Origin of the sequence: Streptomyces hirsutus, from assembly GCF_001418415.1 — a bacterium.
In the GTDB taxonomy this organism is placed as follows: Bacteria; Actinomycetota; Actinomycetes; order Streptomycetales; family Streptomycetaceae; genus Streptomyces; species Streptomyces hirsutus.
Genome location: NZ_LIQT01000144.1, coordinates 1 through 14,972, shown reverse-complemented (window position 1 = coordinate 14,972; position 14,972 = coordinate 1). Strand labels below are relative to the sequence as shown.

At 70.6% G+C, this 14,972-nt stretch carries 13 protein-coding genes; 7 read left to right on the top strand and 6 right to left on the bottom strand.

From position 1 onward, the window contains the following. Nucleotides 1-59: 59 nt before the first annotated feature. From AOK11_RS11345 to AOK11_RS11325, 5 genes are all read left to right on the top strand, one after another. Nucleotides 60-1,295 carry a cytochrome P450 gene (locus AOK11_RS11345; RefSeq protein ID WP_055593543.1) on the top strand — a complete coding sequence of 412 codons (1,236 nt, stop codon included), beginning with the start codon at nt 60-62 and terminating at the stop codon, nt 1,293-1,295. Next, entirely contained in the window at nt 1,288-2,214 is a 927-nt protein-coding gene (locus AOK11_RS11340) for an SDR family NAD(P)-dependent oxidoreductase (RefSeq protein ID WP_055593542.1), read from the top strand. The genes AOK11_RS11345 and AOK11_RS11340 overlap by 8 nt, the downstream gene beginning before the upstream one ends. Nucleotides 2,215-2,329: 115 nt before the next feature. After that, nucleotides 2,330-2,644, top strand: a complete 315-nt coding sequence (locus AOK11_RS11335) for a hypothetical protein (protein WP_055593541.1) — start codon at nt 2,330-2,332, stop codon at nt 2,642-2,644. Further along, on the top strand, nt 2,641-4,503 hold the full coding sequence (locus AOK11_RS11330) for a 2-oxoacid:acceptor oxidoreductase subunit alpha (RefSeq protein ID WP_063793456.1): 1,863 nt from the start codon (nt 2,641-2,643) through the stop codon (nt 4,501-4,503). Before AOK11_RS11335 ends, AOK11_RS11330 begins: the two co-directional genes overlap by 4 nt. After that, nucleotides 4,500-5,597 carry a 2-oxoacid:ferredoxin oxidoreductase subunit beta gene (locus AOK11_RS11325; RefSeq protein ID WP_055593540.1) on the top strand — a complete coding sequence of 366 codons (1,098 nt, stop codon included), beginning with the start codon at nt 4,500-4,502 and terminating at the stop codon, nt 5,595-5,597. Before AOK11_RS11330 ends, AOK11_RS11325 begins: the two co-directional genes overlap by 4 nt. Before the next feature lie 107 nt (nt 5,598-5,704). On the opposite strand, the gene AOK11_RS11320 is transcribed toward AOK11_RS11325, so the two are convergent. After that, nucleotides 5,705-7,150: an MFS transporter gene (locus tag AOK11_RS11320; RefSeq protein ID WP_055593539.1), complete on the bottom strand. Its 1,446-nt coding sequence runs from the start codon at nt 7,148-7,150 to the stop codon at nt 5,705-5,707. A gap of 227 nt (nt 7,151-7,377) precedes the next feature. Between AOK11_RS11320 and AOK11_RS11315 the strand changes: the two genes are divergently transcribed. Then, nucleotides 7,378-8,409: a phosphotransferase family protein gene (locus AOK11_RS11315; RefSeq protein WP_055593538.1), complete on the top strand. Its 1,032-nt coding sequence runs from the start codon at nt 7,378-7,380 to the stop codon at nt 8,407-8,409. A gap of 75 nt (nt 8,410-8,484) precedes the next feature. Here the strand turns inward: AOK11_RS11315 and AOK11_RS11310 are convergent, their stop codons facing one another. The 5 genes from AOK11_RS11310 to AOK11_RS11290 all read right to left on the bottom strand — a co-directional run bounded on the left by AOK11_RS11310 (nt 8,485) and on the right by AOK11_RS11290 (nt 13,213). Further along, the gene (locus AOK11_RS11310; RefSeq protein WP_055593537.1) at nt 8,485-9,261 is read right to left on the bottom strand and encodes an SDR family NAD(P)-dependent oxidoreductase; all 777 of its coding nucleotides are present in this window, start codon (nt 9,259-9,261) and stop codon (nt 8,485-8,487) included. A 76-nt stretch (nt 9,262-9,337) separates the two neighbouring features. After that, entirely contained in the window at nt 9,338-10,105 is a 768-nt protein-coding gene (locus AOK11_RS11305; protein WP_055593536.1) for a crotonase/enoyl-CoA hydratase family protein, read from the bottom strand. A gap of 556 nt (nt 10,106-10,661) precedes the next feature. Beyond that, nucleotides 10,662-10,850, bottom strand: a complete 189-nt coding sequence (locus tag AOK11_RS11300) for a ferredoxin (RefSeq protein WP_055593535.1) — start codon at nt 10,848-10,850, stop codon at nt 10,662-10,664. Nucleotides 10,851-10,856: 6 nt separating this feature from the next. Next, nucleotides 10,857-12,074: a cytochrome P450 gene (locus AOK11_RS11295; protein WP_055593534.1), complete on the bottom strand. Its 1,218-nt coding sequence runs from the start codon at nt 12,072-12,074 to the stop codon at nt 10,857-10,859. A gap of 26 nt (nt 12,075-12,100) precedes the next feature. Next, nucleotides 12,101-13,213, bottom strand: a complete 1,113-nt coding sequence (locus AOK11_RS11290; protein ID WP_055593533.1) for an NDMA-dependent alcohol dehydrogenase — start codon at nt 13,211-13,213, stop codon at nt 12,101-12,103. Between the two features lie 494 nt (nt 13,214-13,707). Here AOK11_RS11290 and AOK11_RS11285 point away from each other — a divergent pair, with 494 nt between their 5' ends. Further along, nucleotides 13,708-14,898, top strand: a complete 1,191-nt coding sequence (locus tag AOK11_RS11285) for an MFS transporter (protein WP_055593532.1) — start codon at nt 13,708-13,710, stop codon at nt 14,896-14,898. Nucleotides 14,899-14,972 lie beyond the last annotated feature (74 nt).

The following is a 14,972-nucleotide window of genomic DNA, read 5'->3' as shown; positions in this document are numbered from 1 at the left end:
CGGTCACACCGGAGCCAATCACTGTTAGATTAGCGCGGTCCGATCATCGAGGAGGATCCGTGACCGACGACCGCAGACAGCGACACCTCGTGGACCTCGACAACCGCAAGCCGGAACTGGCCGACGAACTGTTCGGGACACTCGCGGACATGCAGGCGCGGTGTCCCGTGGCCTGGAGTGAGGCGTCCGGCGGCTTCTGGGCCCTGCTCAAGCACGCCGACATCGTCACCGCCTCGGCGGACTGGGAGACGTTCACCGTCACCGAGGGCATCATGATCCCGCCGACCGGCAAGTCCATGCCGGTGATTCCGGCAGAACTCGATCCGCCCCGCCACGGCGCGTTCCGCAAGCTGGTCCTTCCGCACTTCACACCCAAGGCGCTCGGCCTCTGGGAGGCCGACATCCGCCGGATCGTCGCGGACGGCTTCGCACCGCTGGCCGAGCAGGGCCGCGCCGACCTGGTCACCGAGTTCGCCCGCCCCGTACCGGTCCTGGTGATCTGCCGGATCCTCGGCATCCGGTCGGACTGGGAGCGCATCCACTCCCTCGGTGAGGAGTTCATGGAGGCGTTCGCCGACACCGACCACCCCGAACGGGGCAGGGCCGCGGCCCAGCGGCTGGAGGCGTTCCTGGCGGAGGAGATCGCCGCCCGGCGCGGCCGGCCGGCCGAGGACCTGCTCGGGCAGCTGGTCAACGCCGAGATCGAGGGCGAGACCCTCTCGGACGTCGAGGCGCTCGGCCTGGTGCAGCTCCTGGTCGTCGCCGGCCACGGCACCACGGTCGACGGCATCGGGACGATGAGCTACCGCCTCCTCACCGAACCTGGCGTCCGCGACCGGCTGCTCGCCGACCGCTCCCTGGTGCCGAAGATGATCGAGGAGTGCCTGCGGCTGCACCCGCCGGTGTGGAACATGGCCCGGACCGTACGGCGCGAAACCATCCTGCGCGACGCCGAACTGTGCCCCGGCGAGAAGGTGATGCTGGCCTTCGGGGCGGCGAACCACGACCCCGACAAGTTCGACGACCCCTTCGCCTTCGACCTCGACCGCCCCGGCCTGACCCAGCACCTCACCTTCGGCAGCGGCCGGCACCGGTGCCTGGGGGAAGGCCTGGCCAGGCTGGAGCTGCGGACGGTCCTGGAGTACCTCCTGGACGAGCTTCCGGCCCTCGAACTCGACGGCCCCGTGGTCTGGGGCGGCCACACCAACTCCCACGGGCTGCGCAGCCTCCCGGTGCGCTTCGCGGTCGGCGGCGAGCCCGCGACCGTACGGATACAGGAGGACGGCGATGTCTGAGACGGGGGAGCGGCTGACGGGTTTCGGTTTCGCGACCACCACCGACGAGGTCGTCGACGGCGTCGACCTCACCGGCCGCACGGCGATCGTGACCGGTGCCACCTCGGGCCTCGGCGTCGAGACCGCGCGCGCCCTCGCCGTGACGGGGGCCCGGGTCGTCCTCGCCGCCCGCCGCACCGGCGCCGCGGCCCGGATCGCCGCGGAGCTGACGGAGCGCACCGGCAACGACCTGATCGAGGCCCGCGAGTTGGACCTCGCCGACCCGCGCTCGGTGCGCCGGTTCACCGACGCGTGGACCGGACCGGTGCACGTGCTCGTCAACAACGCCGGGATCATGGCGCTGCCCGAGCTGGAGCGCACGCCGTACGGCTGGGAGCAGCAACTCGCCACCAACTTCCTCGGTCACTTCGCGCTGGTGCACGGCCTGGAAAGGCCGCTGGCCGAGGCGTCGGGCGCCCGCGTGGTGTGTCTCAGCTCCGCCGCGCACCTGCGCTCGCCGGTTGTCTTCGACGACCTGCACTTCCGCTTCCGCCCCTACGACCCGTGGCTGGCGTACGCGCAGTCGAAGACCGCCGACGTGCTGCTCGCCCTCGGGATCACACGTCGCTGGGGCGACCGGGGTGTGCGGGCCAACGCCGCTCACCCCGGCATCGTCCACACCGAACTGCAGCGGCACATCCGGTGGGACACGGAGGGGCTGCCCATGAAGTCCGTCGAGCAGGGCGCCGCGACGTCGGTCCTGCTCGCCACCGCGCCCGAACTCGCGCATGCGGGAGCCGGGTACTACCAGGACTGCCGGCCGGCCGCCGTCGTCGCGGAACGCCGCCCGGACTACTCGGGGGGCGTGGCCCCCTATGCCCTGGACCCGGCCGCCGCCGAGCGGCTCTGGGAGACCGCGACGGCCGCACTGGCCCCCTGATGCCGGCTGATCACCCGTCCCCTGGCGACGGGTGATCTCACCCCACAATAATCCAACGACGTTTGATATGGTAGGGCGTCACGCACACGCCCACCCCTCGAGGAGAGGAGCCGCCATGCAGGTGCGCGTCACCGCCGAGGGGATCGACATCCTCGACCCCGCCCTGCTGACCGCGCTGTCGGTCGTCACCGAACTCGATGCCCGTACCGCGGCACGGGCGCTGGCGGCCGACGGCCTGGCCCGCGCCACCGACGAACGGGACCCCGCACACGTGTGGCTCGACGTCGCCGAACTCGGGCGCCGCGCCCACCCGTCCGGCGACGACCAGTGGCGCACCCGCTACGACGAGATGATCGCGTACGCCACGGACAAGGGCTGGGCCGACGACACCCGCTCGATGGTCCGAGCCCACCTGGAGGCACCCCGATGAGCGAACGAGTGACCGAACTGGACCGGGTGGTGATCCGGTTCGCCGGCGACTCCGGCGACGGCATGCAGCTGGTGGGGGACCGGTTCACCCAGGACACGGCCGTCTTCGGCAACGACCTGTCCACCCTGCCGAACTTCCCGGCCGAGATCCGCGCACCGCAGGGCACCATCCCGGGCGTGAGCAGCTTCCAACTGCACTTCGCCGACCACGACATCCTGACTCCCGGCGACCGGCCCGACGTCCTGGTGGCGATGAACCCGGCGGCGCTCCGGGCCAACGTCGGGGACCTGCGGCCGGGAGCGACGGTGATCGTCGACACGTACGACTTCACGGCACGGAACCTGACCAAGGCCGGGTACTCCGCCAGTCCGTTGGAGGACGACTCGCTGGCCGACTTCGCCGTCCACGCACTCGACCTGACCGGGATGACCGTGGCGGCGGTCAAGGAGTTCGGGCTCTCCCGCAAGGACGCGGCCCGTGCCAAGAACATGTTCGCGCTGGGCCTGCTGTCCTGGCTGTACGGCCGCGAGGTGGACGGTACGGTCGCCTATCTCGGCAGCAAGTTCGCCAAGAAACCCGCGATCCGCGACGCCAACGTCACCGCGCTGCGCGCGGGCTGGAACTTCGGCGAGACCACCGAGACGTTCGTCGTCTCCTACCGGGTCAAGCCCGCCACCGTGGCCCCCGGCCGCTACCGCAACATCACTGGCAACACCGCCCTGTCCTACGGCATCGTGGCCGCCGGACGCCTCTCGGGACTCCCGGTGTTCCTCGGTGCCTACCCGATCACGCCGGCCTCCGACATCCTCCACGAACTGAGCAGGCACAAGAACTTCGACGTCACCGCCTTCCAGGCAGAGGACGAGATCGCCGCCATCGGAGCGGCCCTGGGAGCGTCCTACGCCGGCCATCTCGGCGTCACCACGACGTCCGGGCCGGGCGTGGCGCTCAAGGCCGAGACCATCGGCCTCGCGGTGATGCTCGAGGTGCCGCTGGTGATCGTCGACGTCCAGCGCGGCGGGCCGTCGACCGGCCTGCCGACCAAGACCGAGCAGGCGGACCTGCTGCAGGCGATGTACGGACGCAACGGCGAGGCACCGCTGCCGGTGGTCGCGGCCCAGTCCCCCGCGGACTGTTTCGACGCCGCCGTCGAAGCGGCACGCATCGCCGTCACCCACCGCACCCCCGTGATACTGCTCTCCGACGGCTACCTCGCCAACGGCTCCGAGCCGTGGCGACTCCCCGACGTGGCGTCGATGCCCCGCATCGAGCCGGGCTTCGCAACCCCGCCGGCTGAGGGGCAGCGCTTCCTGCCCTATACCCGCGACCCCGAGACCCTGGCCCGGCCCTGGGCACCGCCCGGCGTCGCCGGCCTGGAGCACCGTATCGGCGGCATCGAGAAGAAGGACGGCACCGGGGACATCTCCTACGACCCCGACAACCACGACCTCATGGTCCGTACCCGGCAGGCCAAGGTCGACGCGGTGGCCCGGTCGATCCCCGCCCTCGCCGTGGACGACCCGGGCTGCCGGGCCCGCGTGCTGGTCATCGGCTGGGGCTCGACGTACGGCCCGATCGGCGCCGCCGTACGCCGGGTGCGCCGCCGCGGACTCGACATCGCCCAGGCGCACCTTCGTCACCTCAACCCGTTCCCGGCAGACCTGGGTGACGTCCTGGCGGCCTACGACCGCGTGGTGTGCCCGGAGATGAACCTGGGCCAGCTCGCCACCCTGCTGCGTGACCGCTATCTGGTCGACGTACGCCGCCTCACCACCGTGCGCGGCATGCCGTTCGGCGCAGAGCAGCTCGAGCACGAGCTGCTGTCCCATCTCACCGAGATCTCGCAGGAGGCCTCATGACGGTCACCGACCTCCCCGTCCCCGTGGTCGGGGACGGGCACAGCGGCACGGCACTGGTGCCCGCCGCTGACGGCCCCCAGACCAGCAAGGACTTCACCAGCGACCAGGAGGTCCGCTGGTGCCCCGGCTGTGGCGACTACGTGGTGCTCAAGGCCGTCCAGGGCTTCCTGCCCGGTCTGGGCCTGCGCCGCGAGAACATCGTCTTCGTCTCCGGCATCGGCTGCTCCTCGAGGTTTCCCTACTACCTCGACACCTACGGGATGCACTCCATCCACGGCCGCGCTCCCGCCATCGCCACCGGCATCGCCACCGCCCGCGAGGACCTCTCGGTGTGGGTCGTCACCGGCGACGGCGACGCCCTGTCCATCGGCGGCAACCACCTCATCCACGCCCTGCGCCGCAACGTCAACATGACGATCCTGCTGTTCAACAACCGCATCTACGGGCTCACCAAGGGCCAGTACTCGCCCACCAGCGAAACCGGCAAGATCACCAAGTCCACTCCGGTGGGTTCGGTCGACCATCCCTTCAACCCGGTCTCCCTCGCCCTGGGGGCCGAGGGCACCTTCGTGGCGCGCACCGTCGACTCCGACCGCAAACACCTCACCTCGGTGCTGTCGGCCGCGGCCGCCCACCGCGGCACCTCGCTCGTGGAGATCTACCAGAACTGCCCGATCTTCAACGACGGTGCCTACGACGTTCTGAAGGACCGCGACTCCGCCGCCGACGCGATCATTCCGCTCGTCCACGGCGAACCGGTCCGCTTCGGCGTACCCGCCGAGGACGGGCAGGGACGGCTCGGTGTCTTCCGCCGGCCCACCGGCGAGGTGCACGTCGACCACGTCACGCCCGCGAACGCGGGACAGGTCGTGGTCCACGACGCGCACGCCGAGGACCCGACCATGGCGTTCGCGCTCTCGCGACTGACCGCCACGGGCGAGATGACCCGCGCCCCGATCGGCATCTTCCGTCAGGTGCAGCGCCCGACGTACGACGACCAGGCCCGTGCCCAGGGGAGGGCCGACCGCGAGCAAAGAGGCGACGGCGACCTCCAGGCCCTCGTCGAGGGCCCCGACACCTGGGAGGTGTCGTGACCTGTCACCCACTCACCAAGGCGTCCCGGTGACGCCGTAGCGGGCGCACGAGGCCCCCGCAGACCGGCCTTGGAGGGTGGCCTGCGGGGCCTCGTGTACGCGCCGGATCAGGGGATGCGGCGGGACGGGGCCATGTCCGACCCGGCCGGTGCCGTGTCGCGCGCGGAGCTCTCGATCAGCCGCCCGCGGGGGTCGGGGATGAAGAGGGCCGTGATACTGCCGAGCGCGAGCGCCACGCCCAGCGTCGCGAAGCCCAGGGTGTAGGCCGACTCCGGTGGATGTCCCGTCGCCGAGACCCGGGTCGTCACGATGGCGCCCATGACCGCCGCCCCGAGTGAACCGCCGATCGTGCGGATGTTGGCGTTCATCCCGCTGGCCGCGCCGGTCTGTTCGGGAGGGACGGCACCGACCACCACGCCCGCGACGGTGGCGAACACGAGCCCGAGGCCGACCCCGAGGAACGTGGCCGCGACGCACGTCTGCCACGGGGTGGCATGGAAGCCGGCCAGACCGAGAAACGACAGGGAGCCCAGGGCGGACCCGGAGACGGTCACCGCCCGGGACCCGAAGCGCCGGACGAGCGGGGAGGTCGCGAAGCCCACGACGAACATGGCCAGGGCGGAAGGAAGCATGAGGCGCCCCGACTCCGAGATCGTGCTCCCGAACCCGTAGCCCGCCTCGGGCGGGGTCTGCATGAGCTGGGGCAGGAACGCGAAACCCGCGAACATCCCGAATCCGAGCAGGGCCGACACGCAGTTGGACGACCACACACCGCGTCGCCGCATCATCGCCATGTCGATCATCGGCACCGGAACGCGCGTCTCGGTCCACACCCAGCCCGCCCCCGCCAGCACCGAGAGCGCCACCAGCCCGAGGACGCCGGGCGAGACCCAGCCCCGGACGTTGCCCTCGCTCAGGGCGACCAGGAGGGCCACGAGGCCCACCGACAGCAGGAACGCCGGGAGCAGAGGCAGTCCGCGGGAGCCGCGCACCGGTGAGTCGGGGATCACGACGAGAGCCGCGACCGCCGCGATCGCCGTCGTGATCGTCGGCAGCCAGAACAGCCAGGGATATCCGAGCACGTCGACGACGGGTCCGGCCGCGATGATGCCCGCGCCGTAACCGAGCGCACCGATGGCGGCCAGCACGCTCACCGCCCGTGAGACCCGCGCCTCGCCGTACAGGTCGCGGATGATTCCGAAGGACAGGGGCATGACTCCGCCGCCCGCACCCTGGACCACCCGGGCCGCGATGAGCCATCCGACGGACGGCGCGAGCGCGGCGAGCGCGGACCCGAGGGTCAGCGCGACCAGGGTCACCACCAGCATGCGGCGCTTGCCCACCATGTCACCCACGCGTCCGAGCACCGGAGTGAGGATCGAGGCGGAGAGCAGGTAGGCGGTCAGAACCCAGACGACCGTCCGCTGATCGGTGTGGAAGGTGTGCTCGATGTGGGCGAGTACGGGGACGAGGAGCGACTGCAGCGACGAGAACGCCATGGCCGAGAGGATGAGGACCAGGAACGACATGCGTCCGCGTCCGGTGTCCGTCACGTACTGGCCTCCCCGCCTGGGATGCGCGACCGGACGGTCCGGCCCGCCTCATGCTACGCTAAACCAAACGTCAATAGATATAATCGGCCGTTCGTGGAAGAGCCGATCACGTCACACCCGGCCCGGCCCGCGCCGGCCGCCGCACGTTCCGGGTGGCCGGAGGCCGGCTGCGACCGTCAGGAGGAGCATTCGTGAAGACCGAGCCACCTGCGCAGGCGAGTCGAACGATGACCGATCTGAGCCGTGACGAACTGGACGCGGTCGCCCGCCACATGGCGGGAGCGGACACGACTCCCACAGGCCCGCTCGAGGCGACCCTGATCACCGGCGGGCGGTCCAATCTGACCTATGTGCTGAGCGACGGGGCGTCACGCTGGGTCCTGCGCATGCCGCCGCGCGCGGGTCGTACGCCCTCCGCACACGACGTGGCACGCGAGTTCCGGGTGACGTCCGGTCTGCGGGAGAGCGGTGTGCCCGTCGCGCGGCCGGTCGTCCTCTGCGAGGACGAGTCGGCTCTCGGCGGCGCCTTCACGGTCGTGGACTACGTGGACGGCCGCAGCGTGCAGTCACGCGACGACCTGGCCGCCCTCGACGACTCCCAACTGGCCCATGTCATCAACTCGTTGACTCAGACCCTGGCGGCGCTGCACCGTGTGGACCATGTGGCCGTCGGACTCGAAAGCTTCGGCCGGCCCGACGCGTACGCGCAGCGGCAACTGCGTCGGTGGCGAGGTCAGTGGGAGCTGGTCGCTCCCGAGGACGACGACGTCCGTGCCGCGGCGGCGGAACTCGGGCGGCGACTGGAGGCAGCGATCCCGGAGCAGCGGTTCACCGGGATCGTCCACGGCGACTTCCGCATCGACAACACCATCCTGGGGCACGGTCGCCTCCCCGAGGTGGCAGCCGTCGTCGACTGGGAGCTGTCGACGATCGGCGACCCCGTCGCGGACGTCGCCACGATGTGCGCCTACCGGGACGAGGCCCTCGACCTCATCCTCGGCGCACCAAGTGCCTGGACGAGTGACCGGCTGCCCGACGCACCCACGCTGGCGGCGTCCTACGAGGCGGCGGGCGGCGTACCGCTCGACCACTGGGACTTCCACCTGGCCCTCGCCTACTACAAGATCGGTACGATCGCGGCCGGCATCGAACACCGGCGCAGGGCCGGCGTCGGATCGGGGCCGGGTTTCGCCACCGCCGGACGTGCGGTACCCCGTCTGATGGCGGCCGGCCTCGCCGTGGGATCTCTCCGGACATAGCCCCCGCGAAGTACTGCGGGCGCAAACGCCGCCGGCTCCNNGGAGCCGGCGGCGTTTGCGCCTCGGGCCGGGTCGTCAGCGAGGTGGCATCCGGATGCCACCGTCCACCCGGACGGTCTCGGCGTTGAGATAGTCGTTCCTGAGGAACTCCAGGACCACATTGGCGAGTTCCTCGGGCAGGCCGAGGCGCTTGGGGAAGAGCACGTGCGATCCCAGCTGCTCCTTGAAGGCCTCCGCGTCCGGGCCTTCGCCGTAGATGGGCGTGTCGATCAGACCAGGGGCGACGGTGTTCAGGCGGATTCCCGCGGCCGACAGGTCGCGCGCCACCGGGAGCGTCATGCCGACCACGCCTCCCTTCGAGGCGGCATAGGCGGCCTGGCCGATCTGGCCGTCGAAGGCCGCGACACTGGCCATGTTGACGATCGCCCCGCGCTGCCCGTTGGCGTCCGGCTCGTTGGTGCTCATGGCGGTGGCCGCCTGGCGCACTACGTCGAACGTGCCGATCAGGTTGATCGCGATGATCCGGGCGAATGCCCCGAGGTCGTGCGCCGATTCGAGGCTGCCGTCGCGGCCGATGGTCCGCTGCGCGCCGCCGACTCCGGCGGAGTTGACCACGGCCCGCAGCGGCGCCATCGAAGTCGCCGCCGCGACCGCGTCGCGGATCTGACTCGTCTCGGTCACGTCCACCGGGGCGAACACGCCTCCGATCTCCGCGGCGAGTTTCCGACCCTTGTCCTCCTGCACGTCGGCGACGACGACACGGGCCCCTTCCGCCGCGAGACGGCGTGCGACCGCGGCGCCGATTCCGGACGCCGCTCCCGTGACCAGAGCGCTGGCTCCCGTGATGTTCACGTTTCTCTCTCTTCCTGCCGATGGCGGGGATCATGGGGACGGACGTCGGGCCGCCTGCGAGCAAGGACGCCGGCCTTCACCGGCCACGCCAGACAGGGAGGCGTTTCTCCGCGAAGGCGCGTGCCCCCTCGGCGGCGTCCTCGGAGGCGAAGACCTCGTCGATGAACGGCTGCTGGCGCTTCCAGCCCTCCTCCGCTCCCCAGTCCGCGGCGGCGCTCGCGATCTGCTTGGTCCGCAGGACCGCCAAGGGACCGTTCTCGGCGATCTTCTGTGCCAGGGCCAGGGCGCCCTCCCGCGCCCCGCCGGCCCGTGTCACACGGTTGACCAGGCCGATCTTCGCGGCTCGCGGCGCTTCGATCGGCTCACCGGTGAGCAGCATCTCCAGTGCCAGCGCCTGCGGCACCCGGCCCGGCAGGCGCAGTGCGGCGCCGGCGGCCGGGACGAGGCCGCGCTTCACCTCGGGGACGCCGAACCGAGCCGTCTCGCCCGCGACCACCATGTCGCAGGCCAGCACGAGTTCGAGTCCCCCCGCCAGCGCCCAGCCCTCCACGGCGGCCACCAACGGCTTGCGGGGCGGCGTCATCGTGATGCCGCACAGCCCCCGGCCCTCCAGGCTCGGGGACTCACCCCGGAGGAAGGCTTTGAGGTCCATGCCGGCGGAGAAGTTCCCGCCGGCTCCGGTCAGCACGCCGGCCCTCAGATCCTCGGACGCGTCGAGTTCGTCGGCTGCCGCCGCGATCCCCTCGGCCACGTTCCGGTTCAGTGCGTTCCTGGCATCCGGCCGATTGATCGTGACCACCAGTACGGCGCCTGCCCGTTCGGTCAGAACGTCCTTCGAGCTCACATCTCTCCCTTCGGGTTCCGCGACAAGCGGATGCGACGACCACACGGCACGCCGACGTCTGCGGCCCACCTCGAGGAGAGGGCGGGAAGGCGTGGCACTCACACTTTACCAAGCGCTGATGGATTAAGTCATCGCCCTCGCCCCGGATGCTCCTGCGGCAACGACTGCGGCGGCGCCCGCCCCACCGTCGACCGACTGGGTGGGGCGGGCGCCACCGGGAGGGGCGTGCGGCTGCGCGGACGTCGGGGCAGCGCGCGCTCGCGCGCGGTCTGAGCGGCGATCCGTGCGGTACGCGACGTCCGGTACCACCGCGAGGTCGGATCGCCGGTGCCGTGGAGCACGGTACGTGGGGGCGCGTGCGACGGCGGCCAGGGCCTGGACGGCGCTCGTCATCGGCATCGGCCTCTTTTGAAAACCAGTTCGAAAGCCAAGGTCTGCAGCCTGGTTCTGGAGCCAGGTGATGCGGTGATGCCATCGACGGCTGGGGAGTTGACGGTGGTGCATGTCGTGGGGGCGCGCGGTGTCCCGGCCCGAACCAGGTCGGGCCGGGACACTGTCAAGCGAGCTCGAGCGCGGTCTCCGGGCAGCTCGTCACGGCCTCGCGGACACCGGCGACGTGTTCGTCACCGACCTCCGCGAGCAGCGCGACGACCTTGCCGTCGTCGTCCACGTCGAAGACGTCCGGGGCCAACAGGGCGCACCGGCCGTGTCCCTGACATCGCGTCACATCGGAATTGACCTTCATGGCCGATCACCCCACCCGGTCGAACTCGATGTCGACGGTGTGGAGTGCGTTGCTCTGGCCCGGAACCCACTTGATATCGGCGGCCGGGGCGAGCCTGATGTTCTTGACCCGCTTCAGCAACTCCTCGAAGGCGATCTCGATCTGCATGCGGGCCATGTTGGAACCGACGCAGCGGTGGACACCCATGCCGAAGGCGGCGTGGCCGCTGCGCGCCTCGTCGAAGACCAGCTGGTCGGCGTCACGGAACTTGGCGGTGTCCCGGTTGGCGGAGTCGAACCGGACCTGTACCCGCTCGCCCTTCTTGATCAGCACCCCATTGAGCTCGACGTCCCGGGTCGCCACGCGAGCCATCGCGGCGACGGGGGAGTCGAGGCGCAGGAACTCGTCCATGTCCCGGCGCACCCAGGCGGGGTTCCGCAGCCGGTCCTCGAGCCCCGGGTGCTGCGTGAGCCGGTAGGCGATGTTGCCGATCGCGGCCCGTGTGGTGTCCAGGCCCCCGAGGACCAGGATGCCCAGGCAGCCGACTTGCTCCTCCTGGGTGATGGGCCGGTCGCCGAAGCGGCCGCCCACGAGGCGGGCGAGCACACCGTCGCCGGTGATCCCGCGCTTCTTGGCACGCTCCAGGTACTCGGTGCACATGACGAACAGCTGTCCGAACAGCTCCGGCGTCGCCCCTTCGGCGACGGCGAGCGCGAGTTCCTGGGCCGCGTTCAGCTCCTCGTCGGTCAGGTCGTTGAAGATCACCTTCGTCAGCATCCGGCCGACGTAGGGGCCGGCGTACTCGTTCAGGATCTCGGCGGAGCCGCGGTCGACGAACCCGTCTATCAGGGCTTTCGCGGTCTGATGCATCGCCTCCTCGTACGGCGCGAGCGCCTTGCGGGAGAAGAGCGGGTTGAGCAACTGCCGGGCCGCGGACTGGATGGGCGGGTCGTCGTCGATGGGGCAGAGCGAGGGCACGCCGGTCGGCACCAGCGGTGACTCGGTCGAGGAGAACGTCTCCCAGTCCTCCATCACCCGCCGGACGTCCTCGTAGCGGCTGACGATATAGAAGCCGCCGTTTCCATCGGTGTGTGCCACCGGGCATCGTCCCCGGGCGTAGTCGAACAGCTCCCACTTCACCCGCTGGTCCTCCCAGCTGAAGAGGTCGAAGTGGCTGAGCCGTTCGGCGAGGTGTTTCTCGTCGGCGAGGTCCTGCTGGTCGTCGCCTTGGTGCGTCGTCGTCACGGAGCCTCCTGGGCAGCGGGATCGGGTCAGAACTGGTTGACGATCACGCCGCGGATGTTCTTGCCTGCGAGCATGTCGGCGTAGCCCTCGTTGATCTGGTCGAGGGAGTAGGTGCGGGTGACCAACTCGTCGAGCTGGAGCTTTCCGGTCCGGTACATGTCGGCGAGGCGGGGGATGTCGGCGCGCGGGTTGCAGCCGCCGTACACGGTGCCGAGCAGGGACTTCTCGAACAGCGCGAACATCTGCAGGCCCAGGGTCGCCTGGTCGTCGACGTTGCGGGCCATGCCGGTGAGGACCGCGCGGCCCCCCTTGGACACGAGGTCGAGGAACGGCTGGATCATCCGCCCCTCGACCACGCCGATCGTGCACACCGCGACATCGGCCATGACGCCCCGGGTGACGTCCTGCACGAGGCCCATCGCCTCCTCCATGGAGGCAGCGGTGTGTGTCGCACCGAGAATCTTCGCCTGGTCGGTCTTGAAAGCCACCGGGTCGACAGCCACGATGTTCTGCGCGCCGGACATCCGGGCGCCCTGGATTGCGTTCGCGCCGATGCCGCCGATGCCCACCACCACGACGGTCTCGCCGGACCGGACCTTGCCGATGTTGACCGCGGACCCCCAGCCGGTCGGCACACCGCAGCCGAGCAGGCAGGCGACCTCGAAGGGGATGTCCGGGTCGATCTTCACGATCGACGTCTCGTGCACGACGGTGCGTTCGCTGAACGTGCCCACGAGGGAGAGCGTGCCGACATCCTTGCCCCGGGCGTGCGCACGGTACCCGCCGCTGATCATCGAGCCTTCCATCAGGAACTGTCCGTAGTCGCACAGGTTCGACCGTCCGCTCGCGCACCACCGGCACCTTCCGCAGGCGGGCAGGAACGAGAAGACGACGTGGTCGCCCACGGCCAGGTGCTCGATGCCGGGGCCGACCTGCTCGATCACGCCCGCACCCTCGTGCCCACCGATAGTGGGGAGCGCGGCGTATCCGTCGCCGGCCCGGACATGATCGTCGGAGTGGCACATGCCGGCGGCCTCGATCCGTACGAGGACCTCGTTCTGCTGGGGCGGGTCGAGCACGATCTCCTCGACGCTCCACGGCCGGCCGGTCTCCCAGAGGATGGCTGCCTTTGATTTCACGGTGTGACCCCTCTCACGCCCTACAGTGGCGGTTATCACACAGTGTTGGGTTGATTGTGTCAAGGCTCCTGTCGAAAACGGATCGATCACTGCCCGGGGCGAGGTTCGTGCGTTCCCGGGGTCGGACTGAGGGGTGTCGGGAGGTGGCAGTGATGGGCTGTGCGGCGGAGCCCTCGAAGCCCTAACGACCCGGGGGCGACGTTCTCCACCAGCGGGTTCACGGCATCGGAAGATGGTTCAGACGCCTTGGGCGGGGTCCATGTCCCGTCGCGGCGCTGCCGAGTGACGTTCCGCCGGCGGACCGATTTCCTCCCTCAGGAAAACGAACGCTGTGAGGTGTGAAAGGCGAAATGCTCTTGGCTAGCCCTACGGGACCGGGAGACCTCCCGGCCAGTGCGACGGGTACCGAGACGGGGTGAGACCTTCCCGGTTCTCCCGGCAGTCGGTGGCGTGCCGTACGGGACCGCGGCACATACGGGGTTACCGTCGGCGGCATGGCCGGTGATCGCCCGGGGTGGCGCGCGTGTGTGCTCAGCGGTGCGGTGTTCGCCGTGTGCATGGTCGGTACCACGCTGCCGACCCCTCTCTACGGTCTCTACCAGGAGAAGTTCGGGTTCTCCGAGCTGACCGTCACCGTCGTGTACGCCGTGTACGCCTTCGGGGTCATCGGCGTCCTGCTGCTGGCGGGGAACGTCTCGGACGTGGTGGGCAGGCGCCCGGTGCTGCTGTGCGGTCTGGGATTCGCCGCCCTGAGCGCCGTCTGCTTCCTCAGCGCCGCCGACCTGGGGTGGCTGTACGCGGGGCGACTGCTGTCGGGACTGTCCGCCGGGCTGTTCACCGGGGCCGCCACGGCGTTCGTGATGGAGCTGGCACCGCCCGGCGGCGCCGCTCGCGCCACCTTCGTCGCGACCGCCGCCAACATGGGCGGGCTGGGATGCGGACCGCTGCTCGCCGGAGTCCTGTCCCAGTACGCGGCCGAACCGCTGTACCTGCCGTTCGTCGTGCACCTGGCCCTGGTGGCCGGCTCGGCCGTTGTCCTGCTGAGGCTTCCGGAGACCGTACGGGAGCGACGCCCGCTGAGCACCGCACGGCCGCGACGGCCCGGCCTGCCCCCGCAGGCGCGGGCGGTGTTCGGGCCGGCGGCGATCGCCTCGTTCGTGGGCTTCGCGCTGTTCGGGGTGTTCACGGCGGTCAGTCCGGCGTTCCTCGAGCAGTTCCTGAACGTGCAGAACCGCGCCCTGAGCGGTCTGGTCGTCGCGCTGGCGTTTTTCGCCTCGACCGCCGGGCAACTGGCCGTCGGCCGGGTCGGGGCGACGCGCTCACTGCCGTGGGGCTGTGCCGGCCTCCTCGCCGGGCTGGTGCTGCTCGCCGGCGCGCTGCACTGGGACCTGCTCGCGCTGGTGGTGCTGAGCGCGATCGTCGGCGGCGCCGGCCAGGGGCTGGCGTTCCGAGGGGCGCTGTCCGCGCTGGCCGAGGTGTCTCCGGCGGGCGAGCGGGCGGGGGTGATCTCCATGCTGTTCGTGGTGGCCTATGCGGGCATCTCGGTGCCGGTGATCGGCGTGGGCGTACTGGACGGTCTCATCGGTCTGAGGGACGCGGGGCTGGTGTTCATCGCGTGCATGGTCGTCCTGGTCGTGACCGCGGCGGTCTACCTCCTCCGGCGACCGGTACCGGCGAGGACGTGAGCGCGGGGACCGCGGTGGCATCCGCGCCCGCCCTGCCCCGGTACCCGCCCTGCCCCGGTACCCGCCGTGGCCCG

Coding starts and splice junctions, on each gene's coding strand:
- AOK11_RS11340 (WP_055593542.1), top strand. CDS start 1,288: ATGTCTGAGACGGGGGAGCGGCTGACGGGTTTCGGTTTCGCGACCACC.
- AOK11_RS11335 (WP_055593541.1), top strand. CDS start 2,330: ATGCAGGTGCGCGTCACCGCCGAGGGGATCGACATCCTCGACCCCGCC.
- AOK11_RS11330 (WP_063793456.1), top strand. CDS start 2,641: ATGAGCGAACGAGTGACCGAACTGGACCGGGTGGTGATCCGGTTCGCC.
- AOK11_RS11325 (WP_055593540.1), top strand. CDS start 4,500: ATGACGGTCACCGACCTCCCCGTCCCCGTGGTCGGGGACGGGCACAGC.
- AOK11_RS11315 (WP_055593538.1), top strand. CDS start 7,378: ATGACCGATCTGAGCCGTGACGAACTGGACGCGGTCGCCCGCCACATG.
- AOK11_RS11300 (WP_055593535.1), bottom strand. CDS start 10,850: ATGAAGGTCAATTCCGATGTGACGCGATGTCAGGGACACGGCCGGTGC.
- AOK11_RS11285 (WP_055593532.1), top strand. CDS start 13,708: ATGGCCGGTGATCGCCCGGGGTGGCGCGCGTGTGTGCTCAGCGGTGCG.